The sequence below is a fragment of the Pseudomonas sp. GW821-FHT10C09 genome, from assembly GCF_059415465.1.
The window spans coordinates 1-24,385 of sequence record NZ_JBWKNG010000037.1 but is presented as its reverse complement, the minus strand read 5'-3'; the positions used below and the strand labels follow the sequence as shown (position 1 = coordinate 24,385).

Sequence of the window (24,385 nt, the reverse complement as noted above, 5' to 3'; positions counted from 1 at the left end):
TGTAAACATTCACAAGGCAGGATGCGAACATCAATAACCAGAGGATGGAAGCATGCACGGTACTTCTGCAAGTCCCCAGCGACTGAATGCAGCGCAGCGATCAGCACATATTCGTGAAGTGGTGCTGGCCAAGGGCGTCGAACTGCGTCAACGCTACCCGATTCTCAATCATCAGGATGCCCTCGGCGCCGGCATTCTGACCTTTGCCCTGGCCGGGATGATCGGTTCGGCGGCGCTGTACATGACCGGGCACATGGCCTGGTGGGCATGCCTGTTGCTCAACGCGTTTTTCGCCTCGTTGACCCACGAACTGGAACACGACCTGATCCACAGCATGTACTTTCGCAAACAGCGTGTGCCGCACAACCTGATGATGGGGCTGGTGTGGCTGGCGCGGCCGAGCACGATCAATCCGTGGATCCGCCGCCATCTGCACCTCAATCACCACAAGGTGTCGGGCACTGAAACCGACATGGAAGAGCGCGCCATCACCAACGGTGAACCTTGGGGGATTGCACGGTTGCTGATGGTTGGTGACAACATGATGTCGTCGTTCATCCGCATGCTGCGAGCCAAGACCTGGGCGCACAAATTCAGCATCGTCCAGCGCACTCTCAAGGTCTACGCACCGCTGGCGCTGGTGCATTGGGGCGCGTGGTACGTGTTCCTCGGCTTCCATGCGGCCAACGGCATCGCGTCACTGATGGGCGCGCCAATCGAGTGGTCGGCAACGACGTTGTCGGTGATGCAGGTGATCGACATCGCGGCCGTGGTGATCATCGGCCCGAACGTGCTGCGCACCTTCTGCCTGCACTTCATCAGCTCGAACATGCACTACTACGGCGACATCGAGCCGGGCAACGTGATGAAGCAGTGCCAAGTGCTGAACGCCTGGTGGTTGTGGCCGTTGCAGGCATTTTGCTTCAACTTCGGCAGCAGCCATGGCATCCATCACTTTGTGGTGAAGGAACCGTTTTACATCCGCCAGATGACCGTGCCGGTGGCGCATCAAGTGATGCGCGAGATGGGTGTGCGCTTCAATGATTTCGGGACGTTTGGAAGGGCGAACCGGTTTGAGCGCAAGGAAGAAGTTCAGGGGCAAACCGTGGAGGGCGTGCGCGTCTGATGGCCCCTTCGCGAGCAGGCTCGCTCCCACATTGGATCTCCAGTGAACACAAAACTTGTGAACACTAAAAATCCCCTGTGGGAGCGAGCCTGCTCGCGAAGGCGGTATCTCAGGCACCATCAATCCGGCTGAAACGGCGACTCACTCAATATCACGCCAGTCTCATCCACATACTGCTGCCAATGCTCAATCAAGGCATTCAGCCTCTCTGGCTGACTCAACGCCAAATCATGAATCTCCCCCGGATCACTCCCCAAATCATAAAGCTGCCAGGTCGCCGGCCCCACCGGTCCCGGGATGTAAACCGCCTTCCATTGCCCCTGCCGAATCGCCCGTCGCCCAAACAACTCCCACCCAGTGACGGTGTGTTCGTCATGCACCTGCGCCGTCTCGCCCGATAGAAACCCCAGCCACGATTTACCGCGAACTTCTGCCACGTCCTTGCCACGCCAGCGCTTGCCTGGATGCCGTACACCGGCCAGGTCGAGAATGGTCGGCGTAATGTCCATCACCGTGCCAAATCCATGGCTGATTTGCCCCTTGAGCGACAGTTGCGGGTAATGCACCAGCGCCGGCACGCGGATCCCGCCCTCGGTGGTAAACGCCTTGAACAAGCGCGAGGGCGCGGTCGCCGTTTGTGCCCAGTTCGGTCCATACCAGACGTAAGAGTTGGCGCGGCCGATGTTGTCGAGGCTGTTGTCGTAATGCTGATTCAGATACGTCAGCAACTCCGGCCCGAACTTCGGAAACGCCTCCAGCAGCGCACCCTCGGCGCCGTTATCCGACATGAAAAGAATGAAGGTATTGTCCAGTTGCCCTTGCTGGCGCAGGTAGTCGACGACGCGCCCGATGTTCCAGTCCATGCGCTCGACCATCGCCGCGTAAACCTCCATGGCTCGCGCGGAAATCTGCCGTTGCTCGTCGGTCAAGGCATCCCATTGCGCGCTGAGCTGGATCAGCGGATGCGGCTCGACATCGGCGTCAATCAGCCCCAGGGATTTGAGTTTCTCCAGACGTTCAAGACGCAGCACTTCCGGCCCCGCGTCATACCGACCGCGATACTTCTCGACGACATCGGCCGGCGCCTGCAACGGCCAGTGCGGCGCGGAAAACGGCAGGTAAGCGAAAAAGGGCCGGGTCTGATCACGCTCCTTGAGGTACTCCAGCAGCTTGTCGCCGAAGGCATCGGAGGAATAGAAATCCTTCGGCAATTCGTCGATGAAAGTGTCGTCCTCGATGTACAACGCCGGGGTGGATTTCAGCAGGCCGGGCGTCTGTTCATCGTAGGTCGGTTCAAAACCGTAATGGTTGGCGGCACCGGGCAGCAACGAAAACGAACGCTCGAAACCGCGGGCGTGGGGCGCGAGTTCGGCGGTCAGGCCCAAATGCCATTTGCCGCTCATCAACGTTTGATAACCGGCCTCGCGCAACAGCTCCGGCAATGCCACCACCCGGTCGTTAAGGTGACCCTCATAGCCCGGTTTGCCAATCAAGTCCGGGGTCAGCGCTTCGGCCATCGTGCCGATGCCGGCGATGTGGTGGTCGGTGCCGGTGAGCAGCATTGAACGGGTCGGCGAGCAGGTCGGCGCGGTGTGGAAGTCGGTCAGGCGCAGACCGTTGTAGGCCAGCGCATCAAGGTTCGGCGTGGCGATTTCGCCGCCGAATGCGCCGATATCAGAAAAGCCCAGGTCATCGGCCAGGATCACTAAAAAATTGGGACGTTGCGGCATCAAGAATCTCCAGTTCAGCAGGCAATGAAAGACAGCGGCAGATCGCGCACCTGCACCTGTACGGGCGGTTGGTAGTGGTCGTCGCTGGTGAGTTCGTGCAGCAGTTCTTCACGCAATTGGTGGAAGTCGAAACTGCTGCGTTGGCGCGGATGGGGCAGGGCAATCTCGACCACTTGCTTGATCCGTCCGGGACGCGGCTCCATCACCACCACGCGATCGGCGAGAAAGATCGCTTCCTCGACATCGTGGGTGACCAGGATCGTGGTGATTTTTGCCCGCGAGCGAATCGCCAGCAGTTCGTCCTGCATCTGCTGGCGGGTCAGTGCATCCAGGGCGCCGAAGGGTTCGTCCAGCAGCAGAATTCGTGGGCTGGCCACCAGGCCGCGGGCAATCGCCACGCGCTGCGCCATGCCGCCGGAGAGCTGATGCGGGTAGGCGCGGGTGAAGTCGCTCAGGCCCACCAGTTCGATGAAATCGTTGACGCGTTTGTGCTTTTGTTCGCTGCTCAACGGTTCGTTGACCAGGCCCAGGCCGATGTTGTCGGCCACCGTCAGCCACGGAAACAAACGGTGTTCCTGAAAGACAATGCCGCGCTCGCCACCGATGCCGCTGACGGCTTTGCCATCCACGGTGATCTGGCCGCGAAACTGCGTGTCGAGCCCGACCAACAGTCGCAGCAACGTGGATTTGCCACAGCCGCTGGCGCCGACGATGGCGACAAATTCACCTTCGGCGATGTCCAGGTTGAATTCGCGAATCGCCTCCAGCTCAAAGCCGTCGACGTCGAAGGATTTGCCCACGTGGTTGAAGCTGACAATCGGTGCGTTCATGCGTGTCTCCAGCGAGTAGCGCGGATTTCGAGGCGTTGGCCGATGAGGTTGAGCAGGGCGCCGGTGAGGCCGACAAGCAACATGCCGGCCATGATCAGATCCATGCGCAGCAGTTGCTGGGCGCCGATCATCTGGCTGCCGATGCCGCCGTTGGACGGCATGAAATATTCGGCGCCGATGGTGCCGAGCCAGGCGTAAATCAGGCTCAGGCGCAGACCGGCAAAAATCCCCGGTGCAGCGCCCGGCAGGATCAGTCTGTGCAGCCGTTGCCCGAGGCTCAGGCGCAACACCTGCGCGGCTTCGTTGAGGTGCGGCGAGAGATTGGCGACGCTGCGTTGGGTGGCGATGAACAACGGGAAGAAGGCGGCGAGGGCGACGAATACCCACTTGGCCAATTCCCCCAGGCCGAACCATGCCGTGAGCAAAGGCACCCAGGCGAAAATCGCGATCTGGCGGATGGCGGCAAGGGTCGGGCCCAACACACGCTCACTGCTGCGCGACAGTCCCAGCAACAAGCCCAAGGCAAATCCGAGCCCGCCGCCCAGCAACAAACCGCCGAGGGTGCGCCCCAGGCTCAGGGCCATGCCGCTGATCAGCGTACCGTCGAGCAAGCCGTTGCCCGTGGTCTCCAGCACCGCCAACGGGCTGACCAGAATGTTGGCGTCGATCCACTGCTGATCCGTCGTCACTTGCCACAGCACCAGCAATGTCAGAGGCAACAGCCACGGTTGCAGACGCTGCCAGCCTTCATAACGTGGACCGCGACGAATCTCTGCAGTCGCGGGATGCGGCCAGTGAACCCATTTTTTGTCCAGCCAACCGATGCCGCGATCCATCGCCACACCTATCAACCCGATGACCACGATGCAGACGAATACGATGTCGAGCATGAACAACTGCCGTGCCCACACCATCAAGTAGCCGATGCCTTCGCTGGAGGCGAGCAGTTCGACCGCCAGCAACGACGTCCAGCCGGCGGCCAGTGCCAGGCGCACGCCCGCCATGAACGCCGGTAACGCGGCGGGCAGCACCAGGCGTCGAATCAGCAGCCGTGGTGGCAAGCGCAACACCGCCGCAGCTTCACGCAATTTGGGTTGCGCATCGCGCACGCCGACGAGTGTGTGCAGAGTGACTGGCACCACAATGGCCTTGATCAGCACCACCAGTTTCAGCACTTCGCCGATGCCGAAAAACACCATGAACAGCGGAATCCAGGCCAATGTCGGCACTTGGGCCAACCCGGCAAATGTCGGGAACACCAGGCGTTCAAGCCGGCGACTGAAACCCAGCGCCGCACCCAGTGCAGCCCCGGCGCTGACACCGGCCAGCAGTCCCCAGAACAGCCGTTGCAGGCTGATCCACAAGTGGCTCCATAACTCGCCTTGGGACAATTCCACCGCGCTGTTCCAGACCAGCGAAGGCGCCGGCAGGATCTGCTCGCTCATCCAGTGATTGCGGCTGGCCAGCCACCAAAGGGCAAACAAGGCGGTCGGCAGCAACCAAGGCAATAACCGTTGGCTCAGCGTCGGCCACAGGGGCCTGGCTTTAAGCGACGGGGCGGCCAAAGGCAGGCTGAGCAGGGAAACACGGGCCATGGGCGACCTCCGTTGTCGGGTATGCAAAATCGATCTATAAAATTTCAAATCAATGCTATTGAGAGATAAGCCAAGCCATTTAAGGCCTACAGCCGACACGCATCCAATGCATTCGGAGAATATTTTCGATGCTGGTTATGCATACCGTCCCAGGATGCCCGGCGTGACTTGCTTAGGACTAAATGATCTAAAAATGTGAATTTTTAGTATTTAAGTGTTGGTGCCGATTGCGCCTACTTTCAGCTCCTCAACGCCCGTCGCCATCAGGAGCCGCACCCATGAGCCTTCCCTTCAAACGTGTCATCAGTCTGTTCGCCGCACCGGCCCTGGCGGGGTTGCTGGCATTCACCGTCAACGCCGCCGAACTCAAGGAAATCCGGATCGCGGTGCCCGACCTCAGCGCCGGGACCCAGCACAGTGGTGGCGGCGTGGTGGACGTGTTGCGTGACCAGCAGGTGTTTGAAAAAGCCTTCGCGGATCAGGGCATCAAGATCCAGTGGAGTTTCTTCAAGGGCGCAGGGCCGGTGATCAATGAAGCGTTTGCCAATGGCCAGGTGGACCTGGCTTACCTGGGGGATCTGGCGGCAATCATCGGCAAGTCGAACGGTCTGGACACCCGGCTGCTCAGTGCCTCCGCGCGTGGGGTGAAGCAGTATCTGGGGGTGGTTCCGGGTTCGGGGATCAAGACGCTGCAAGACCTCAAAGGCAAACGCGTGGCGATCTTCCGGGGGACCGCCACCCAGTTGTCCTTTGATGCGGCGTTGGCCAGTCAGGGGTTAAGCGAGAAGGACGTGAAGGTCATCAACCTCGACTTCAGCGGTGCCGTCGCGGCACTCGCGGCCAAGCAGATCGACGCGTCCTGGGGCAGCTCCGGGTTGGCCGCGTTGCAAGCAAAAGGGTTGGCCGAGTTACCGCTGAGCACCAAGGATCTGGGCGGAGCGGGTAGCGTTCAGGCCGTACTGGTCGGCACTGGAAAGTTTGTCGACGAAAACCCCGAGGTGGTCGCCAAACTGCTCAAGGCGCAGCAGCAGGCGGTGGCGTGGCTGACGCAGGACAGCAACAAGCAGGCGTACATCGATCTGGTGTCGGGACTGGCGAGTTATCCACCGGTGATCCTCACGCGGGATTTGCAGGATCAGAAACTCAGTGAGGTGTTCCCGTCGACGCTGGATCCGGTGTTTCTTGGCAAGTTGCAGGACGCGGTGGACCTGGCTTCGCAGCAGAAGCTGATTCGCAAGCCGTTCAAGGTGAGTGATTGGGTGGCGCCTGAGCTGGCGGCTGCAAAACTCTGAATCTCTGGCGTTCATGCGGACGCTATCGCGAGCAGGCTCGCTCCCACATTGGATCTCTGCCACACCCTGGATCCCCTGTGGGAGCGAGCCTGCTCGCGAAGGGTCCCTAAACCGCGACACCCATCTGCTGCGTATCCACCGCCACCAACGTCTCAATCATCGCCCTCGCCGCCGGCGACAACCGAAACCCGGTACGACTCACAATCCCGCACCGCGCATTCATGCTCTCAATGTTCTGCGGCAAATTGCGCCAGTGCAGCAACGCCAACGACCCCTTGGCAATGTCCTCGATAAACGCTTCTTCCGTGCCGACGCCAATCGCATTCGACTGCAGCACGATCTTCACCAGTGCCGGGAAATGTTCAGTTTCGATACTCGGTGAAAAATCCATCCGCCCACTGAGATTCGCCAACAACTTGCGAATGCCCGGCGGGATCAACGTGGTGGCCAGCGGGTAATCGAACATGTCGTTGGTCGACAGGCTCTCCTTGGCCAGCAACGGGTGCCCGGGCCGGCAGAAAAATACCCCGCGCTTGGGCGTCAGTGCCCGCGTCTGGAAATTCGGGTCGGCTTCGAAATGACGGATGTCGGCGATGAAGAATTCGATCTCTTCGCGGCTCAAGGCGCGGCTGAGTTTTTCCCAGTTATCCACCTCGAAACGGGTGCGCACTTTCGGGTGCGCATTGATGAACCGGGCCACCGCATCCGGCACCAGTTTGACCGCCGGTGCGGGGCCACAACCAAAGCGCAGTTCACCGGCGTCGAGCTTGGTCATTTGCGTCACTTCCGCGCTGAGCAAGGCCGCGCCCTGGACCAGCGTCAGGGCGTGTTGCAGCAGCACCTGGCCTTCCGGCGTGGGGCGCAAGTCCTTGTTGCCACGGTCCACCAGCACACAGCCGAATTCTTGCTCGAGCCCTTGAATACTGCGGCTGAACGCCGGTTGAGTAATGCCCATGGCGTCGGCCGCGCGGACGAAACTGCGGTGTTCGTTGAGGGCGATGAAGTAGCGCAACTGACGAAGATCCATATGCTTTCCCGGCATCCTAAAAATAGCTCGAAGGCATTTGCGACGAGGGTTGCTAGAGGTTTTAAATGCAAGCTCTTATTCCGTCAACGAAGCATGTGAGTATCTATTAGACCTAAAGTGAATATAGATAGAGCGTTGTTTCGCTGTCACTCAACCGTCAGCAATCCGATAGAGGGTCTACCCATGAGCAATGCCGCTTTAGCTGTAAAACCCGCTGTTCACGCGCTTGAAATCCATCCGGTGGCCGGTCGCATTGGTGCCGAAATCCGCGGCGTGCAACTGTCCGGTGAGCTGGACGCCAGCACCGTCGAAGCCATTCAACAGGCGCTGGTGCAATACAAGGTGGTGTTCTTCCGCGAACAGACTCAGCTCGACGATCAACGCCAGGAGGCCTTCGCTCATCTGCTCGGCGAACCAGTGGCGCACCCGACGGTGCCGGTGCGTGAAGGCACGCGTTTTCTGCTGGAACTCGATGGTGCCGAAGGTCAGCGCGCCAGCTCGTGGCACACCGACGTGACGTTCGTCGAGGCCTATCCGAAAGCCTCGATCCTGCGCTCGGTCGTGGCGCCGGCGTTCGGTGGCGACACGGTGTGGGCCAACACCGCGACCGCATACAACGAACTCGCGCCTGAACTGCGTGAACTGGCGGACAAACTGGTGGCGGTGCACAGCAACGAATATGACTACGCTGGCGGCAAGCCTGACGTCTCGGCGGAGAAGCTGGAGCGCTACCGCAAAATCTTCACCTCGACCGTTTACGAGACCGAACACCCGGTGGTGCGCGTACACCCGATCAGCGGCGAGAAGAGCTTGTTGCTGGGGCATTTCGTCAAGCGCATCAAAGGCTATTCGCAGGCGGATTCCGCGCACTTGTTCGGGTTGCTGCAAAGCCATGTGATTCGTCAAGAGAACACCGTGCGCTGGCGCTGGAAGGCCGGTGATGTGGCGATCTGGGACAACCGTTCGACCCAGCATTACGCGGTTGATGATTACGGAACTCAGGACCGTGTGGTGCGGCGTGTGACGCTCAAAGGTGAAGTGCCGGTCGGGGTGGCGGGGCAGCGGAGTCAGACGATCAAGGGAGCTGAAATCAGCGGCGTCTGATCGGACGCTTTCGCGAGCAGGCTCGCTCCCACAGGGGATCTAGGGTTTGACAGAGATCCAGTGTGGGAGCGCGCTTGCTCCGGGCGGCGTTCCGAGGATGCTTTTTACCACACGCCGATTTGCACCATTTTCTCGGTTTCAGGCTCGCCATAACGAAACCGTTGCCCACGCAAATCAATCTCCTGATGACTGATCGTCGTCCTGCGCTTCAACCCCCGCACCCACTCAAACAAATACCCCGCATGCTCCTCGCGAACCGAGGCAAACGCTGGATCAGCTCCCAGATCCCGTAACTCCTGCGGGTCATTCAGCAGATCAAACAGCTGCGGTCGAAAGCCGTCGTACGCCAGATATTTCCAGCGCTCGCTGCGCACCATGGTCATGCGGCAACGGTCGATCGGTTGCGCCAAACGTTCGCGAGCCGGCGCTTGGAACGCGTAGTCGTACTCGCTGATCGCATAGCCGCGCCAGTCGGTTTCAATGCCGTGCAGCAGCGCAATCAACGAGCGTCCCTCCAGCCGATGCTCGGCGCTTGGCAAGCCAAGGGCTTCAAGAAAGGTCGGCAACGCGTCGATGGTTTCCGCAAGTCGATCATCCACCGAACCCCGGGTGATATCGGCCGCCGGACGCGGGTCGCGAACGATCAGCGGCACCCCGACGGCAGGCTCCAGCAGAAACTCTTTTTCACCCAGGTAATGATCGCCGAGGAAGTCGCCGTGATCGCTGGTGAACACGATCAGCGTGTCATCCCATCGGCCATTGCTTTGCAAAAAGTCGAACAGGCGCCCGAGCTGATCGTCGACCTGTTTGATCAAGCCCATGTAGGTCGGAATCACGTTAAGGCGCACGACATCCCTGGAAAAATTCAGGCTCTCTTCATGCTGACGAAACGCGTTGTACACCGGGTGATCGCTTTCCTCTCCAGGCTCCGCACGCACCGGGTCGATCACCTGCCCGGCGCTGTACAGCGCGTGGTACGGCGCCGGTGCGATGTAGGGCCAGTGGGGTTTGATGTACGACAAGTGCAGGCACCACGGCTGCTCGCCTTGCTCGGCAATAAAGTCGATGGCGCGGTCGGTGGTGCAGGCGGTTTCCGAATGCTGTTCGGGAATGCGGGCGGGCAAATGAGCATTGCGCATTTTCCAGCCGCTGAGGATTTCGCCCTGATCACCTTCGGCGGCATTGGCCCATTCGTGCCACGCGTTGCGCCCTTCGAACCCGTGGGCGCGCAAGTAATGGGTGTAGGGCGCGGATTCGCGTTTATCGTCGAACAGCGGGTCGTCGGGGAAGATGCCGTCATGGCGAAAGTACGCTTCGAAACCGACTTCATTCAGCGCCGAGGCTTGATCGCCGAGCGGGTCGATGGCCAGCCGTTGCAGGGCATCGAGATTGGGCGTGGCGTGGGTCTTGCCGACCAGTGCGGTGCGGATGCCGTGGGGGCGCAGATAGTCGCCGATGGTCAGCTCTTCCAGCGGTAAAGGCACGGCGTTCCACGCCACTTGATGGCTGCTGACATAGCGCCCGGTGTAGGCCGACATCCGCGACGGCCCGCAGATCGTGCCTTGGGTATAAGCGCGGCTGAAACGTACACCGGCGGCGGCCAGGCGATCGATGTTGGGCGTGTGCAGATGCGGGTGGCCGTAGCACGACAGGTAATCACGGCGCAGTTGATCGCACATGATGTAGAGCACGTTGCGCACGGGGTTTTGGGGGTTGGACATGGGGTTCACCGATCAGAAGACAGGCGAGGGTTTTCGCTGGTGGGGCGGGGTTGGGGCAAGTGCATTTGGGGAATGGGTTTTATGCAGCAGGTGCATCGTTGCCTGAGCTGACGCCTTCGCGAGCAGGCTCGCTCCCACATGGGTCTTGCATACACTGGGGTTCAACTGTGGGAGCGAGCCTGCTCGCGAAGGGGCCAGATCAGACAGCGAGATTCTCCAGCGAACACACTTCCTCATCCTGCTCATCAATCGCCTTTATCTGCGCAATCATCGCCTCCGCCAACGGTGACAATCGATACCCCGCCCGGCTGACGATCCCGTACCGCGTATACAGCTCCTCCAGATCATCCGCCAACCCGTCGACCTTCAAACACACCAGCTCACCCTTGGCGTTATGCAGCGCATCCGAATACGCGCCGACAATCCCGATCGCCTCCGAGCGCATCACCACACTCAAGAGGCTGTAGCTGTTCTCGCATTCGACATTGGGGGTGAAATCCGGCCGACCGCTCAAGTCGACGATGACCTTGCGCAGGTTCGGTGGGCGAATGCTGACGGCCATCGGATAGCTCATCAATTCCTCGGCACTGACGCTTTCGCGGGCGGCCAGTGGATGCCCGGCGCGGCAGCAGAAATGCCATTTGCGCGGGCGCAGGCGCTGGGTCAGGTAATCCGGATCGGCCTCGAAGTAACGGGTGTCGGCGACAAAAAATTCGAACTCTTCACTGAGCAGGCGCTTGCTCAAACTCTGCCAGTCATCCACCTGGAACTGCACCCGCGCTTTCGGGTAGCGCCCGATAAAGCTGCCGATGGCGCGCGGGATCAATCCCGCCGCCGGTGCCGGCCCACAACCGAAGCGCAACTCGCCCGCCTCCAGGCCATTGAACTGGCTGATCTCGTTGGCCATCTGCTGCGCGCCGCTGACCAGCCGCCGTGCGTGCTCGAGCAGCATTTGCCCCTGTTTGGTCGGCGCCAGGTCCTTGCGCCCACGATCCACCAACTGACACCCGACGCTGTGCTCCAGCGCCTGGATGCTGCGGCTGAACGCCGATTGCGACAGGTTCACCGCCAATGCGCCCGCAACGAAGCTGCGCTGATCGGCGAGGGCGATGAAGTGGCGAAGTTGGCGCAAATCGATATGCATTTTTCACATAAAAAATATCGGGGAAATGCATTGGATATGCATTAGGTCGACTCCTTATAAAGGCTATCTCTTATGCAGTAAATCTTTGTAAAAACATAAATAAATAACTTTTAAGAATATGCATCGCTGAATAGCCGCTGTGTGTTTTTTGATCAGGAGCCGTTTTATGAGTCCGTTGAACCTCGCTTCACCCCTGACACCCCGACGGCTCAAACGCCTGCCCCTGGCCCTGTTGCTGGCGGGGAGCGCCAGTTGGACCCAAGGTTATGCGGCCGATACCACGACCCCCTCACCGGCCCCCGCGGGCAAAGCCACAGCCGACAGTTCGCAACTGGAAACCGTGACCGTCACCACCCGCCGCCGCGAGGAAAGTTCGCAGGATGTGCCGACGCCAATGAGCGTGGTCAGCGGCCAGGTGCTGGAAACCCAACGGGTCTATCGCATCCAGGATTTGCAGCAACTGGTGCCCAGCGTCAACGTCGCCTACATGCATGCGCGGCAGTCCAGCGTGTCGATCCGTGGCCTGGGCAACAACCCGGCGAGCGATGGTCTGGAAGGCAGTGTCGGCCTCTACATCGACAACGTTTACCTCGGTCGGCCGGGCATGGCGGTGTTCGACCTGATGGACATTGAACAGCTTGAAGTCCTGCGCGGTCCGCAGGGCACGCTGTTCGGCAAAAACACCACGGCGGGCGTGATCAACATCAATACCCGCGCGCCGACGTTTACCCCTGAACGCAGCATCGAAACTTCGGTGGGCGAGGACGGTTATTTCCAGACCAAGGGCACCATTTCCGGCCCGTTGAACGATGAGCTCGCCGGGCGATTTTCGGCGTATCGCACCCGCAGTGACGGCGACATCAAGAACGAATTCAACGGCCATGAATTGAATGGCGGTTCGCGCGAAGGCTTCCGTGGGCAGTTGCTGTTCAAACCGAATGAGTCGTTCAACCTGCGCTGGATCGGTGATTACAACGAAGAAGATTCCAGTGCCGGGACCCGCGTGCTGTTCAACACCGGGCCGACCATCAATGGCGTCAACCTCTATCAGGCTCGGGCCAACGCCGCTGGCGCGACACTGGTCAACGGCCCGCACCGCAAGGTCAATCTGGACAATGACCAGCACGTCACCGTGCATCAGGGTGGCACTTCGGTCGAGGCCAATTGGACCTTGCCGAGCGACTTTACCCTGACCTCCATCAGCTCCTATCGCTGGTGGAATTTCACCCCGCGCAACGACGATGGCCTGAACGTGCCGGCGTCGTTCAACGCGGGTGTCTCGGTGGAGGATAAGCAGTATTCCCAGGAATTTCGTCTGGCCTCGCCCAAGGGCGAATTCTTTGACTACGTGGTCGGCGCCTACTATTTCGGTTCCGACCTGGACAACAAATCATTTTCTTATTACGGCCCGCAAGCGGACATCTGGAACGGCACGCCACGCGGTGCACTGGCCAACGTCGACAGCGTCGGCAATGGCCATATCGAAACCAACAGCTTCGCCCTGTTTGCCCAAGGCACCTGGCACCTCACCCAACGACTGGACTTCACCGCTGGCCTGCGTGGCACCTATGAAGAGAAAAATGCCTGGGTGACTCGCGATGCACCGCTGGGCGGCGCAGCAGTGACCGGCGCGGCGGCCACCGCCCGGCGCGGTCGCGCTGGCGCTTACGACTCCGGCGATCTGAATCAGTACAGCTCCAGTCCTTCCGGTCTGCTGAACCTCAGCTACCACTTCACTGAAGACTTGCTCGGTTACGCCACCCTGTCTCACGGCGAGAAATCGGGCGGCGTGAACCTCGGCGTCGGCTCCGCGCCCGTCGCTGGCGCCGACTCGTTGCTGATCGGCACCGAGCGCGCCAACAACGCCGAACTCGGTTTCAAAAGCACCCTCTGGGACCGACGCCTGCAACTCAACGCCAACGTCTTCTGGACCCAGGTCAACGCCTACCAGACCAATGCCTACGACGACGTCAACCGTGTGCAATACCTGACCAACGCCGGTTCCGTTCGCTCACGCGGCGTGGAATTTGAAAGCACGGTGATCCCGTTGCGGGGCCTGACGCTGAACATCAACGGCTCCTACAACGACGTCAGCTACCTCTCGTACAAAGATGCGCCGTGCCCACCGGAAGTCAGCCTGGCCCCCGGCGCACCTGCCTCTTGCGACTTGAGCGGTCATCAGGTGGTCGGTGCCTCGAAATGGATCGGCAACGCCAACGGCGAATACAAATGGAACCTCAGTAACGGCCTCGAAGAATACGTCACCGGCAGCTATGCCTTCCGTTCAAAAGCAGTGGGCACGGTTGAGGATTCCGACTTCGGGCAGATCCCGAGCTACGCCGTCGTCAACCTGTCCACCGGCCTGCGCGGTGATTTCAACCAAGGCCAGTGGGACGTCTCGCTGTGGCTGAAAAACGCCTTCGACAAAACCTATTACACGACCCTGTGGACCGCCTCCAACGGTGGTTATGAAGGCTTGCTCGGCACGCCACGAACCCTGGGCCTGACCGGTCGCTACGACTTCTGATTCGTCATTCAAGGAGCGTCAACATGATGAGCATCAAAACGGCTTTACCGGTGTTGCTGTCCAGTGCGGTGATCAGTGCCGGCGCGTTCGCGGCGCCGAGCGTTTACCCCACGGGTGTGACCCGTTATGACCCGGCCAAGGCCTTTAATCAGTACGTGATTTTCAGCGGCGCGGACAAACAGACGCACCTGATCGACATGAATGGCAACGAGGTGAAAACCTGGCCGCAGGCGGGTTTCCCGTCAGCTGTCATCGACCCGAAACTGGTCGGCGGCGAGCGCGGTCACGTGCTGCTGCAACTGAGTGACAAGGACCCCGGCAAACTCGGTTCTGCCGGCAACGGTCTGGGCAATCAGAGCGTCGGCGAACTGGACTGGAACGGCAAAGTCGTCTGGCAGTGGGGCGACAAGGCACCCGGTGGCGCTGCGCAACAGCACCATGATCAGCGACGCCTGAGTAACGGCAACACCGTGGTGTTGGCGAACAAAGTGCACAAGGTCGAGGGCTTCAAAGTCCCCGAGGTGATCGACGACGCAATCTACGAAGTCAGCGCCAAAGGTGAGGTGAAATGGCAATGGCTGGCGTCCGAGCACCTGGGTGAATTCGGCTTCACGCCTGAGCAACTGAAGTTGGTGTACGCCAGCGATAACCCGGACTACCTGCACATCAACAACCTCAGCCTCGTTGGCCCGAACAAGTGGTTCGATGCCGGCGACAAACGCTTCAACCCGGACAACCTGCTACTCGACTCGCGCAACGCTAATTTCATCGCAATCATCGACAAGAGCAGTGGCAAGGTTGTCTGGCGTCTTGGCCCGAATCTGCCGCTGATCGATCCGAAAACCGCGCAGAAACTGCCACGTCCGGTGGATCAGTTCGTCGGGCAGCATGACGCTCACATCATTCCCGCAGGCCTGCCCGGCGCGGGCAATTTGCTGGTGTTCGATAACCAGGGTTCGGCCGGGTATCCATCGGTCACGCTCGGGTTGATCAGCGGCTCGCGGGTGCTGGAGATCGACCCGGTGAAAAACCAGGTCGTCTGGCAGTACAGCGCAGCCAATTCGAAGCAGCCGGGTTGGGCGTTCTACAGCTCGTTCATCAGCAGTGCGCGACGTTTGCCCAATGGCAACACATTGATCGACGAAGGCATGAACGGGCGGTTCTTCCAGGTGACGGCGAGCGGTGAAAACGTTTGGGAATACGTCAGTCCTTACCTCGGAAAAGCGCCGGGCAGCGATGCCATCAGCAACTGGGTCTATCGCGCATTGCCGGTGAGTTATGACTGGGTGCCGCAGGGGACGCCGCGCGCGGAAACGGCGGTGATTGCGCCCGCTGTGAGCGCCCGGCAAACCAGCGCCAGCCGCTGAAACCCGGGCAAAAACGGCGAAAAACCATGCCTGCGATGAATACTTTGGATGCCGTCAAAGCATGGGTTTTTCGCCGCCGCGCCACAGCCCTTGAACGGCGGGGCCTGGCGAGAAACGGGTGTTTTGCATATTCGTTTCGAGTCTAAACATAACTTCAAAGATTACTTTAAGAGATAAGCGTCAACGCCAATGATTCACCCATCGACACGTCGTGCGGGGGATGTCAGGCACGGCGTTTCGGGTGATCGCAAAGAGACCGCAGGGAGTTAAACAATGGGCAATGTCCAGACCGCTGCCAGCGCACATGAGGTGCTGTGGCGCCAGGCACCGAGTGGTGAGTTGGTCGACCTCGGCCGGCCGCACCGCGTGCCCTTGGGCCAGCTGCGTTTGCAGCGCACGCCCAAGGGCATTCTGAGTCGACGCGAAGCGATCCTGCTCGGTGTATTGGCGCTGCTGGTGCATGGCGCGGTGATTTATTGGGTGAATCAGCAGCCGGTGAAAGCGCTGCCGATTGTGCCGCCGGAGATTCCGCCGATGACCATCCAGTTCTCGCGCCCGGCGCCACCCGTGGTCGAGCCTCCACCGCCGCAGCCGGTTCAACCGGTGGTCGAACCGCCGCCTCCGGTGGAAGACGAACTGGCGGTGAAGCCGCCGCCACCCAAACCGATTCCTAAACCCAAACCGGTCGCCAAACCCGTGCCGAAACCGGCGCCCAAAGCCGTCGAGCAACCGCCGGCGCCGCCACAACCGGCAGCCCCGGTCGCCGCGCCGCCTGCACCCCCGGCGCCCGCACCGGTCACACCGGCCTCGGCCAGTGCCGCGTACCTGAAAAACCCGGCGCCGGAATACCCGTCACTGGCGCAGCGTCGCGGTTGGGAAGGCACGGTGTTGCTGCGCGTGCATGTGCTCGCCAATGGCAAACCCGGCGAGATCCAGATCCAGAAAAGCAGCGGTCGCGATGCCCTCGACGAGGCAGCGCTGAACGCCGTGAAGCGTTGGAGTTTCGTGCCGGCCAAACAAGGTGATGTCGCCCAGGAAGGCTGGGTCAGCGTGCCCATCGATTTCAAGATTCATTAAACCGAAACCTATTTAGCGCGAAACGTTTACACGAGGAATTCATCATGACGTTATTGGCATCTCCACTTGAATCCATCGAAAGCGCGGTGATCTGGCTGCTGGTGGTTTTTTCCGTCGCCACGTGGGGCCTGGCATTGCTCAAGGGTGTGCAGTTCGGCCGTCTCAAGGCGCAGGACCGTAAATTTCACAAGCAATTCTGGGCCGCTTCGAGTCTGGATTCAGCGGCCGAGTTGAGCGAGACACAGCCCGGCGCGGCGGCCCGGGTGGCACAGGCCGGCTATGCGGCGATCCAGGTCGGCGAGGCGCCACAGGCGAATGATTTGAGCCAGGCGATCAACCATCAGGATCGACTGGAGCGTGCGTTGCGACAGCAGATTGTGCGTGAACGTCGCTCGCTGGAAACCGGTCTGGCGGTGGTCGCGAGTATCGGCAGCACCTCGCCGTTCATTGGTTTGTTCGGCACGGTGTGGGGAATCATGGAAGCGTTGAAAGGCATCAGCGCAGCGGGCTCTGCGAGCCTTGAAACGGTGGCGGGGCCGATTGGCGCGGCCTTGGTGGCGACGGGCGTGGGGATCGCCGTCGCGGTGCCGGCAGTGCTGGTTTACAACTACTTTTTGCGTCGGTTGAAACTGACGGCGGCGGACCTGGATGACTTCGCCCATGACTTCTACAGCCTGGCGCAGAAGAGTTCGTTCCGCGTATTGATCCACCCGACGGCGCACAAGGTTGCAACCTCGGGCAACACGCAAAAAGTGAAGGAGGCGTCCTGATATGGCCTTCTCCACGCAAGACAGCGATGAGGTGCTGAGCGAGATCAACGTAACACCACTGGTGGACGTGATGCTGGTGCTGCTCGTGGTGTTCATCGTCACCGCGCCGCTGCTGACCAACGCGATTCCGATCAACCTGCCCAAGACCGAAGCCGTGGCGCCGGTGGAGCAGAAAGACCCGCTGGTGGTGAGCATCGACGGCGCCGGCAAGCTGTTCATCAACAAGGATGAAATCCAGCCGGATGTGCTGGAGTTCAAGCTGCAAGCGGCGAAAGCCAAGGACCCGGAGGTGCGCGTGCAATTGCAGGCCGATGACGGGGTGAATTATGGCGAGGTGGCGCGAGCGATGGCGTCGATTGAGCGGGCCGGGATTACCAAATTATCGGTGATCACCGCGCGCTGACAGATTTCAGTTTTCCGGGGCCGTCTCCTTGGCAGGGTGCGGCCCTTTTTTTATTCCGCGGCAGTAACCCCAATCCCCTGTGGGAGCGAGCCTGCTCGCGAAGGCGGAGTGTCAGGCGACATCAATGTTGAATGTGAGGCCCTCTTCGCGAGCAGGCTCGCTCCCACAGTAGATCGTGTTCATATTCGATATAGGTCTTAATAAATAGCTTCTTATTCCTTAACGAATATAAATCCTCTCCCTATACTCGATCAGGAACAGACACGCAGCAGGAGAGCTCCCCCATGCGCAACGAATCAATTCGCTATCTGATTGTGCCGGGCTGGCAAGGATCGCCGGAAGATCATTGGCAAAGCCACTGGCAGAACAGCCTGCCGAACAGCGCGCGGGTGGAGCAGGCCGATTGGCTGACTCCACGTCGTGAAGACTGGGTCGCGGCGCTGGCCGAGGCGATTGCCGCCGACAGCACGCCGGTGATCCTGATCGCTCACAGCCTGGGTTGCATCACCGTCGCCCATTGGGCCGCCGCTGCGCCCGTACAGTTTCTGCGTCAGGTGCGCGGTGCCTTGCTGGTCGCGCCTGCGGATGTCGAGCGCCCGGCGTGCGCGCCGGCGTTGCGTAACTTCGCACCGATTCCCACCGACCTGCTGCCATTCCCGAGCCAGGTCGTCAGTTCCGATAACGACAGCGCCGTGAGTGCGCCGCGAGCCCTTGAACTGGCGCGTAATTGGGGTGCCGAGTCGGGGATTTTGTCGGGTGCCGGGCACATCAATGTGAAGTCCGGTCACCAGCGCTGGGAGCAGGGTTTTGCCTACCTCTATCGCTTGCAGAACCGCATGGAACATCACGCCCTGCGCCGCGCTTGAACCTTTTCTTCTTTTAGAATCGCCCCCCGTCTCCCGGCGGTTTTGGGCGGGAGTCTGCCATGAGCTTTGAACACTTCGGTCAGCCGCTGCTGACCTTCCCCGATGCAGAAAAAAGTCCCCTGAGCATTCGCGCAAAGGCGTTGGTGTTTGTCGATCCACGCTCACGACAGTTGCGCAAGGACCTGGAGCTATTGGCGCCGCGTTCGATTTCGGTGCTCATCCGCGGTGAAACCGGTACGGGCAAGGAATTGCTGGCGCGGCATATCCATCGCGCCAGTGATCGCGGCGGGTTGTTCGTTTCGGTCAATTGCGGCGCGATCAGCCCGACCTACGCCGATGCCGAATTGTTCGGTTATGCCGCCGGCAGCTACACCGGATCGGCCAGCAGCCGCGCCGGGTGGTTCGGATCGGCCAATGGCGGCACGCTCTATCTGGATGAGATCGGCGATTTGCCGCTGCCAATCCAGATCAAATTGCTGTCAGCACTTGAGAATCACGAAGTCACCCGGGTTGGCGCTCATCAACCGAGTCCCGTCGACGTGCGTCTGGTCGCCGCCACCAGCATTGATCTGGCCCAGGCAGTGGCCGCCGGGAAATTTCATGAGCGGCTTTATCACTACCTCAGTGAAGGTCAGTTGGAGTTGCCGGCATTGCGTGACCGCGTGGGCGATATTTTGCCGTTGGCCGAGTACTTCCTCGGCATCTACAGCCATCGCCTCGACCTGCCGGTACCGCTGATCAGCGAGGCCGCGCAACTGGTGCTGGAGCGCCACAGTTGGCCGGGCAATACCCGGGAGCTGGAAAATGTCATTCATTTCGCGTTGCTGGTGAGCACCGGCGACGAGATTTTGCCCGACCATCTGAATTTGCTGGAGACGCCCGTATCACTGGCGCAGATCGAGCAGCAGGCGGTTCAGTTGATCAAAAACGGCACTGCCACGGAACGTTCCGCGCTCAAGCGTTTGCTGGAAAGCCTGACGCAGACGCTGGAATGATCTGTATGAACAAAATGGAATATGAAAGTGAATAAAAGATATTGTTCGGGAATAAAAAATCCCGGTATTGTCCGCTTCACGCCAGCGATAGCACTTCACTGGCACTTGTATTTAGCCGTCGTCGATGACGACCGAGATTTTCGATAAGGACACTGCATGAAAAAGGTTCTGTTGTTCACCGCATTGGCGGCTGCCCTGACTGCTGGCCTGGCCCAGGCTGGCGAGAAACTGGTAGTTGCGGCGACCCCGATTCCACACGCCGAGATTCTTGAGCTGATCAAGCCAACCCTCGCCAAAGAAGGCGTGGACCTGGAAATCAAAGTCTTCACCGACTACGTTCAGCCAAACGTACAGGTTGACCAGAAGCGTCTGGACGCCAACTACTTCCAGACCCTGCCGTACCTGAAAAGCTTCAACGAAGGCAAAGGCACCAACCTGGTAACCGTGATCGGTGTGCACGTCGAACCGTTCGGCGGCTACTCGAAGAAAGTCAAAACCCTGGCTGAGCTCAAAGATGGCGCGACCATTGCCATCCCTAACGAAGGCAGCAACAGCGGCCGTGCCCTGATCCTGCTGCAAAAGGCTGGCCTGATCGAGCTGAAAGACCCGAAAAACGCACTGGCTACGCCGAAAGACATCGCCAAGAACCCGCACAACTTCAAGTTCAAGGAACTGGAATCGGCCATGCTGCCGCGTGTGCTGGATCAGGTCGACCTGGACATGATCAACACCAACTACGCGCTGGAAGCGGGTCTGAACCCGGCTAAAGACGCACTGGTAATCGAAGGTGCAGATTCGCCTTACGTGAACTTCCTGGTGGCTCGTCCGGACAACAAGGACAGCGTTGCCATCCAGAAACTGGCCAAGGCATTGACCAGCCCTGAAGTGAAAGCCTTCATCGAGAAGAAGTACAGCGGCGCAGTTCTGCCAGCGTTCTGATTCGACGCAGCAACAAAACCCTTCAAGGTTTCAAACGCCGACGGCTGATAAAGCGTCGGCGTTTTTGTGTGCGCATACAATTTTTGGCAAATGAGGTCTCTGTGGCGAGGGAGCTTGCTCCCGCTGGGTTGCGAAGCGACCCTAAAGACCGACACATGCGTTTCTTCAGGCGCACCGCGTTGACTGGTTTGCGACTGCTGCGCAGCCGAGCGGGAGCAAGCTCCCTCGCCACAGGTGAATCTGTGCGCTCTGGAGAATCAGGCCACCCCAGCCTTCAACGCCCGGCGCAACGCCACCAATAACTTCACGATGTCCTGCGGATCCAGTCGCTCTGGCACTTTTACGTTAGCCATTTTCTCTTCCTTGTGAGGGTTCGGCCGAGGGAGTCTGGCCAAAAGCTGTCCGTCCTTGGAGGGGCATTTCGAAAAAAAGATCCCTCCTACAGCGCAAAGGAAAATAGTCGTCATCTGTTGCGACAGCAAATCAGCGGATAGTTTTTTGCGTGATATCAATATGCTTTAACGGTATTTAAATTCTTGTTTTTATACCTTTAAAGTCGGTATCCGCCGGGTCGTTATCCACGGCCCATGGACTGCGCCACCGTCGCTTACCGAGCGGCGTCCAGGATCTTCAATGAACTTCGATTACGCATTTATCCTCAGCACCCTGCCGGCGTTTCTCAAGGCCGTGGGCGTGACGCTGCAGGTTGGTTTTATCGCCATCGGCACCTCGCTACTGGTGGCGCTGATCAACGCAACGATTCTGGTGTTCCGCACGCCTTACCTGCAACGGCTGGTCGGGCTCTACGTCGAACTGGCGCGGAACACGCCGTTGCTGATCCAGTTGTTCTTCGTCTATTTCGCCTTGCCGGCGCTGGGCATCAAGGTGTCGGGGTTTGCCGCGGCGATCATCACCATGACCTTTCTCGGCGGCGCCTACCTCACCGAAGTGCTGCGCGCCGGTGTGGACGCGGTCCCTGCGGCGCAACTTGAATCGGGTCGTTCCATTGGCCTGTCTCACGGTCAGTTGCTGCGTTACGTGATCCTGCCGCAGGCCGGCATTCTCAGCCTGCCCTCGCTGTTCGCCAATTTCATTTTCCTGCTCAAGGAAACCACCGTGGTCTCGGCGGTAGCGGTGCCGGAAATTCTCTACACCACCAAAAGCTACATCGCGCTGTATTACAAAACCTACGAAATGCTCGCCGTGTTGACGCTGATTTGCGTGCTGTTGTTTTTGCCGCTGTCGCTGCTGCTCAGCCGACTGGAAAGGAGGCTCCAGCATGGCCAGTTCGGGTCTTGAATTACTCTGGGTGTCGTTGCCGCAACTGGGCAAGGGCGCCGCGCAAACCTTGTCGATCTCGTTTCTGAGCATCGCCATCAGCACCGTCGGCGGCGTGCTCTACGGCGTGTTGCGCACGCTGAATTCGAAGTGGCTGAACGCAATCCTGCGGGTGTACCTGGAATTGTTCCGGGCGATCCCGGTGCTGGTCTGGCTGTATTTGCTGTTCTTTGGCCTGCCGATTTTCTTCGGCCTGAGCCTTCCGAGCTTCTGGTGCGCGGTGTTGGTGTTGTCGCTGTGGGGCGCCAGCGAAGTCGGCGAAGTGGTGCGCGGCGCGTTGCATTCATTGCCGCGCGGGCAGCGTGAAGCCGGGGAGTCGATTGGTTTGAGTGGCCCGCAACTCTACGGCTATGTGCTGCTGCCGCAAGCGCTGAAACGCATGACCCCGCCGACCCTCAACGTCTACACGCGCATCATCAAGACCAGCTCCCTGGCGGTGTTGATCGGTGTGGTGGACGTGATCAAGGTCGGCCAGCAAATCATCGAGCGCACTTACGAATCGGTGCTGATCTACGGCGCCCTGTTCCTGTTTTTCTTTCTCATTTGCTACCCGCTTTCGGCCGCCTCGCGTGTGCTGGAACGGCGCTGGACACACGCATGAGCGCATTGATCGAGTTCAAGGGTTTCAACAAGTTTTTCGGCGAACAGCAGGTGCTGAGCGGTATCGACCTGCAAGTGAAAACGGGCGAAGTGATCGTCATCCTCGGCCCCAGCGGTTGCGGTAAAAGTACCTTGCTGCGTTGCCTCAATGGCCTGGAAGTCGCGCACAGCGGCAGCCTGAATTTTGCCGGCCGAGAACTGCTGGACAAGGGCACCGACTGGCGCGAAGTCCGCCAGCAGATCGGCATGGTGTTCCAGAGCTATCACCTGTTTCCGCACATGAACGTGCTCGACAACCTGCTGCTCGGCCCACTGAAAGTGCAGAAGCGTGATCGCCGTGAGGCCCGTGACCAGGCCGAAGCCTTGCTGGCGCGTGTGGGCCTTTCGGACAAGCGCGATGCGTTCCCGCGCCAGCTCTCCGGTGGCCAGCAGCAACGCATCGCCATCGTCCGCTCCTTGTGCATGAACCCCCAAGTGATGCTTTTCGATGAAGTCACGGCCGCCCTTGACCCGGAAATGGTCAAGGAGGTGCTGGAAGTCATACAAGGCCTGGCCCGCGACGGCATGACCCTGTTGATTGTCACCCACGAAATGGCCTTCGCCCGTGCTGTGGCGGACCGCATCGTGTTCATGGATGGCGGGCGAATCCTTGAACAAAACCCTCCCGAGATTTTCTTTACGAACCCGCAAACCGCACGAGCGCAGCAGTTCCTGGAGAAGTTCTCCTACGTCGCCGCACTACCCCAAACGACTCACACAAAGGAACTGGAACTGCTATGAAAACTGCCAAGGCTTCACTGCTGCTACTCCCGCTGCTCGGCCTCGCGTTGCTGGCCGGTTGCAACAAAACCGAAGAACCGGCCAAGCCTGCCGCAACCGCCAGCTACCTGGAAAAAATCAAGGCCCGGGACAAGCTGATCGTTGGCGTGTTTACCGACAAACCACCGTTCGGCTTCGTCAACGAAGCCGGGCGCTACGTCGGTTTCGATACCGACATCGGCCGTCAATTTGCCAAGGATTTGTTGGGCGATGAAAACAAAGTCGAGTTCGTCGCGGTGGAGCCGGCCAGCCGGATTCCGTTCCTGCAAAGCGACAAGGTCGATCTGATCCTGGCCAACATGACCGTCACCCCGGAGCGCAAGGAGGCGGTGGAATTCACCAACCCGAACCTCAAAGTCGCGGTACAGGCCTTGGTGCCACAAGCCAGCACGGTGAAAAACCTCGACGACCTGGCCACGCGCACGACCATCGTCACTACCGGTACGACGGCGGATATCTGGCTGACCAAAAACCACCCGGACTGGAAGCTGCTGAAATTCGAGAAAAACTCCGAATCGCTGCAAGCCCTGGCCAATGGTCGCGGTGATGCGTATGCGCAGGACAATCTGGTGCTGTTCAGCTGGGCCAAACAGAACCCGGGCTATCGCGTGTTGAGCCAGACCCTGGGCGCCGAGGCACCGATTGCGCCAGCGGTGAAGAAGGGCAATATCGAGTTGCGTGACTGGGTGAATGCCGAGTTGGCGAAGCTGGGAGAGGAGAAGTATTTGCTCAAGCTGTACGACCAGTACGTGCGCAAGGAACTGAGCGATGACACCAAGCCTGAGAGCGTGATTGTCGAAGGTGGGAAGTGGCAGGGGTGATTCCAGCCTGATGGTCATTCCCACCTGTGGCGAGGGGGCTTGCCCCCGTTGGGTCGCGAAGCGGCCCCAAATTTTTGCGCCTGCTACGCAGCCGAACGGGGGCAAGCCCCCTCGCCACAGTCAAGCTCCCTTGCCACAGGGAGTGATCATAAGTCTTAATCCGGCCAGTTCCACGCCGGCTCATCCAGCATCCTCTGCCCGACAATCCCGGTCTGGCCGTAATGCTGTTCACTTAAGTATTTGAGTCTCAGCAAGGCTTCATCGAAAATCCGATGCCAGACCTCTGGCATCGGA

The 24,385-nt window shown here is 59.8% G+C and carries 21 protein-coding genes; 15 read left to right on the top strand and 6 right to left on the bottom strand.

What is annotated here, in order from left to right; genetic code table 11:
- Positions 1 to 52: 52 nt before the first annotated feature.
- Positions 53 to 1,126 carry a fatty acid desaturase gene (locus AC07N8_RS27855; RefSeq protein WP_493146888.1) on the top strand — a complete coding sequence of 358 codons (1,074 nt, stop codon included), beginning with the start codon at positions 53 to 55 and terminating at the stop codon, positions 1,124 to 1,126.
- A 119-nt stretch (positions 1,127 to 1,245) separates the two neighbouring features.
- Here AC07N8_RS27855 and AC07N8_RS27850 read toward each other — a convergent pair whose 3' ends face one another.
- From AC07N8_RS27850 to AC07N8_RS27840, 3 genes are read right to left on the bottom strand one after another with little or no spacing between them, the layout of a single operon-like run.
- Positions 1,246 to 2,856, bottom strand: coding sequence for an arylsulfatase (locus AC07N8_RS27850; RefSeq protein ID WP_493146890.1), 1,611 nt, complete (start codon positions 2,854 to 2,856; stop codon positions 1,246 to 1,248).
- Between the two features lie 14 nt (positions 2,857 to 2,870).
- Positions 2,871 to 3,686: an ABC transporter ATP-binding protein gene (locus AC07N8_RS27845; RefSeq protein ID WP_483840866.1), complete on the bottom strand. Its 816-nt coding sequence runs from the start codon at positions 3,684 to 3,686 to the stop codon at positions 2,871 to 2,873.
- Entirely contained in the window at positions 3,683 to 5,281 is a 1,599-nt protein-coding gene (locus AC07N8_RS27840) for an ABC transporter permease (protein WP_493146894.1), read from the bottom strand. Before AC07N8_RS27840 ends, AC07N8_RS27845 begins: the two co-directional genes overlap by 4 nt.
- 278 nt (positions 5,282 to 5,559) lie before the next feature.
- Between AC07N8_RS27840 and AC07N8_RS27835 the strand changes: the two genes are divergently transcribed.
- Complete coding sequence (locus AC07N8_RS27835) at positions 5,560 to 6,573, top strand: ABC transporter substrate-binding protein (RefSeq protein WP_483840868.1); 1,014 nt, start codon at positions 5,560 to 5,562, stop codon at positions 6,571 to 6,573.
- A gap of 106 nt (positions 6,574 to 6,679) precedes the next feature.
- Here the strand turns inward: AC07N8_RS27835 and AC07N8_RS27830 are convergent, their stop codons facing one another.
- Positions 6,680 to 7,600 carry a LysR family transcriptional regulator gene (locus tag AC07N8_RS27830; RefSeq protein ID WP_483840869.1) on the bottom strand — a complete coding sequence of 307 codons (921 nt, stop codon included), beginning with the start codon at positions 7,598 to 7,600 and terminating at the stop codon, positions 6,680 to 6,682.
- 183 nt (positions 7,601 to 7,783) lie between these two features.
- Between AC07N8_RS27830 and AC07N8_RS27825 the strand changes: the two genes are divergently transcribed.
- Complete coding sequence (locus AC07N8_RS27825) at positions 7,784 to 8,704, top strand: TauD/TfdA dioxygenase family protein (RefSeq protein ID WP_483840870.1); 921 nt, start codon at positions 7,784 to 7,786, stop codon at positions 8,702 to 8,704.
- 104 nt (positions 8,705 to 8,808) lie between these two features.
- Here the strand turns inward: AC07N8_RS27825 and AC07N8_RS27820 are convergent, their stop codons facing one another.
- Together AC07N8_RS27820 and AC07N8_RS27815 are read right to left on the bottom strand one after the other, a co-directional pair.
- Positions 8,809 to 10,425: a sulfatase-like hydrolase/transferase gene (locus AC07N8_RS27820; RefSeq protein ID WP_493146897.1), complete on the bottom strand. Its 1,617-nt coding sequence runs from the start codon at positions 10,423 to 10,425 to the stop codon at positions 8,809 to 8,811.
- Positions 10,426 to 10,624: 199 nt separating this feature from the next.
- Positions 10,625 to 11,569, bottom strand: coding sequence for a LysR family transcriptional regulator (locus tag AC07N8_RS27815; protein WP_483840872.1), 945 nt, complete (start codon positions 11,567 to 11,569; stop codon positions 10,625 to 10,627).
- 166 nt (positions 11,570 to 11,735) lie between these two features.
- Between AC07N8_RS27815 and AC07N8_RS27810 the strand changes: the two genes are divergently transcribed.
- From AC07N8_RS27810 to AC07N8_RS27755, 12 genes are all read left to right on the top strand, one after another.
- Complete coding sequence (locus tag AC07N8_RS27810; protein ID WP_493146899.1) at positions 11,736 to 14,096, top strand: TonB-dependent receptor; 2,361 nt, start codon at positions 11,736 to 11,738, stop codon at positions 14,094 to 14,096.
- A gap of 23 nt (positions 14,097 to 14,119) precedes the next feature.
- Positions 14,120 to 15,463: an aryl-sulfate sulfotransferase gene (locus tag AC07N8_RS27805; RefSeq protein WP_493146903.1), complete on the top strand. Its 1,344-nt coding sequence runs from the start codon at positions 14,120 to 14,122 to the stop codon at positions 15,461 to 15,463.
- A 273-nt stretch (positions 15,464 to 15,736) separates the two neighbouring features.
- Complete coding sequence (locus tag AC07N8_RS27800) at positions 15,737 to 16,540, top strand: energy transducer TonB (RefSeq protein WP_493146906.1); 804 nt, start codon at positions 15,737 to 15,739, stop codon at positions 16,538 to 16,540.
- A 44-nt stretch (positions 16,541 to 16,584) separates the two neighbouring features.
- Positions 16,585 to 17,310, top strand: coding sequence for a MotA/TolQ/ExbB proton channel family protein (locus AC07N8_RS27795; RefSeq protein WP_493146907.1), 726 nt, complete (start codon positions 16,585 to 16,587; stop codon positions 17,308 to 17,310).
- Position 17,311: 1 nt separating this feature from the next.
- On the top strand, positions 17,312 to 17,713 hold the full coding sequence (locus tag AC07N8_RS27790; RefSeq protein WP_259498175.1) for an ExbD/TolR family protein: 402 nt from the start codon (positions 17,312 to 17,314) through the stop codon (positions 17,711 to 17,713).
- A gap of 284 nt (positions 17,714 to 17,997) precedes the next feature.
- Complete coding sequence (locus AC07N8_RS27785) at positions 17,998 to 18,579, top strand: alpha/beta hydrolase (RefSeq protein ID WP_483840877.1); 582 nt, start codon at positions 17,998 to 18,000, stop codon at positions 18,577 to 18,579.
- Between the two features lie 59 nt (positions 18,580 to 18,638).
- Entirely contained in the window at positions 18,639 to 19,574 is a 936-nt protein-coding gene (locus AC07N8_RS27780) for a sigma 54-interacting transcriptional regulator (protein WP_493146909.1), read from the top strand.
- Positions 19,575 to 19,730: 156 nt separating this feature from the next.
- A complete protein-coding gene (locus AC07N8_RS27775; protein ID WP_027922262.1) occupies positions 19,731 to 20,513 on the top strand; it encodes a MetQ/NlpA family ABC transporter substrate-binding protein in 783 nt (260 codons plus the stop codon).
- 633 nt (positions 20,514 to 21,146) lie between these two features.
- Positions 21,147 to 21,812 carry an amino acid ABC transporter permease gene (locus AC07N8_RS27770; protein ID WP_403139343.1) on the top strand — a complete coding sequence of 222 codons (666 nt, stop codon included), beginning with the start codon at positions 21,147 to 21,149 and terminating at the stop codon, positions 21,810 to 21,812.
- Entirely contained in the window at positions 21,793 to 22,452 is a 660-nt protein-coding gene (locus AC07N8_RS27765; protein WP_493146912.1) for an amino acid ABC transporter permease, read from the top strand. The genes AC07N8_RS27770 and AC07N8_RS27765 overlap by 20 nt, the downstream gene beginning before the upstream one ends.
- Entirely contained in the window at positions 22,449 to 23,231 is a 783-nt protein-coding gene (locus AC07N8_RS27760; RefSeq protein ID WP_493146914.1) for an amino acid ABC transporter ATP-binding protein, read from the top strand. The genes AC07N8_RS27765 and AC07N8_RS27760 overlap by 4 nt, the downstream gene beginning before the upstream one ends.
- A complete protein-coding gene (locus AC07N8_RS27755; protein WP_123436343.1) occupies positions 23,228 to 24,091 on the top strand; it encodes a transporter substrate-binding domain-containing protein in 864 nt (287 codons plus the stop codon). Before AC07N8_RS27760 ends, AC07N8_RS27755 begins: the two co-directional genes overlap by 4 nt.
- Positions 24,092 to 24,385 lie beyond the last annotated feature (294 nt).

Bases quoted from the DNA above. Each gene is read 5' to 3' on its own strand.
- AC07N8_RS27805 (WP_493146903.1), top strand. From the start codon at position 14,120: ATGATGAGCATCAAAACGGCTTTACCGGTGTTGCTGTCCAGTGCGGTG.
- AC07N8_RS27845 (WP_483840866.1), bottom strand. From the start codon at position 3,686: ATGAACGCACCGATTGTCAGCTTCAACCACGTGGGCAAATCCTTCGAC.
- AC07N8_RS27825 (WP_483840870.1), top strand. From the start codon at position 7,784: ATGAGCAATGCCGCTTTAGCTGTAAAACCCGCTGTTCACGCGCTTGAA.
- AC07N8_RS27775 (WP_027922262.1), top strand. From the start codon at position 19,731: ATGAAAAAGGTTCTGTTGTTCACCGCATTGGCGGCTGCCCTGACTGCT.
- AC07N8_RS27760 (WP_493146914.1), top strand. From the start codon at position 22,449: ATGAGCGCATTGATCGAGTTCAAGGGTTTCAACAAGTTTTTCGGCGAA.
- AC07N8_RS27840 (WP_493146894.1), bottom strand. From the start codon at position 5,281: ATGGCCCGTGTTTCCCTGCTCAGCCTGCCTTTGGCCGCCCCGTCGCTT.
- AC07N8_RS27830 (WP_483840869.1), bottom strand. From the start codon at position 7,600: ATGGATCTTCGTCAGTTGCGCTACTTCATCGCCCTCAACGAACACCGC.
- AC07N8_RS27795 (WP_493146907.1), top strand. From the start codon at position 16,585: ATGACGTTATTGGCATCTCCACTTGAATCCATCGAAAGCGCGGTGATC.
- AC07N8_RS27850 (WP_493146890.1), bottom strand. From the start codon at position 2,856: ATGCCGCAACGTCCCAATTTTTTAGTGATCCTGGCCGATGACCTGGGC.
- AC07N8_RS27855 (WP_493146888.1), top strand. From the start codon at position 53: ATGCACGGTACTTCTGCAAGTCCCCAGCGACTGAATGCAGCGCAGCGA.
- AC07N8_RS27755 (WP_123436343.1), top strand. From the start codon at position 23,228: ATGAAAACTGCCAAGGCTTCACTGCTGCTACTCCCGCTGCTCGGCCTC.
- AC07N8_RS27810 (WP_493146899.1), top strand. From the start codon at position 11,736: ATGAGTCCGTTGAACCTCGCTTCACCCCTGACACCCCGACGGCTCAAA.
- AC07N8_RS27785 (WP_483840877.1), top strand. From the start codon at position 17,998: ATGCGCAACGAATCAATTCGCTATCTGATTGTGCCGGGCTGGCAAGGA.
- AC07N8_RS27835 (WP_483840868.1), top strand. From the start codon at position 5,560: ATGAGCCTTCCCTTCAAACGTGTCATCAGTCTGTTCGCCGCACCGGCC.
- AC07N8_RS27765 (WP_493146912.1), top strand. From the start codon at position 21,793: ATGGCCAGTTCGGGTCTTGAATTACTCTGGGTGTCGTTGCCGCAACTG.
- AC07N8_RS27780 (WP_493146909.1), top strand. From the start codon at position 18,639: ATGAGCTTTGAACACTTCGGTCAGCCGCTGCTGACCTTCCCCGATGCA.
- AC07N8_RS27770 (WP_403139343.1), top strand. From the start codon at position 21,147: ATGAACTTCGATTACGCATTTATCCTCAGCACCCTGCCGGCGTTTCTC.
- AC07N8_RS27820 (WP_493146897.1), bottom strand. From the start codon at position 10,425: ATGTCCAACCCCCAAAACCCCGTGCGCAACGTGCTCTACATCATGTGC.
- AC07N8_RS27790 (WP_259498175.1), top strand. From the start codon at position 17,312: ATGGCCTTCTCCACGCAAGACAGCGATGAGGTGCTGAGCGAGATCAAC.
- AC07N8_RS27800 (WP_493146906.1), top strand. From the start codon at position 15,737: ATGGGCAATGTCCAGACCGCTGCCAGCGCACATGAGGTGCTGTGGCGC.
- AC07N8_RS27815 (WP_483840872.1), bottom strand. From the start codon at position 11,569: ATGCATATCGATTTGCGCCAACTTCGCCACTTCATCGCCCTCGCCGAT.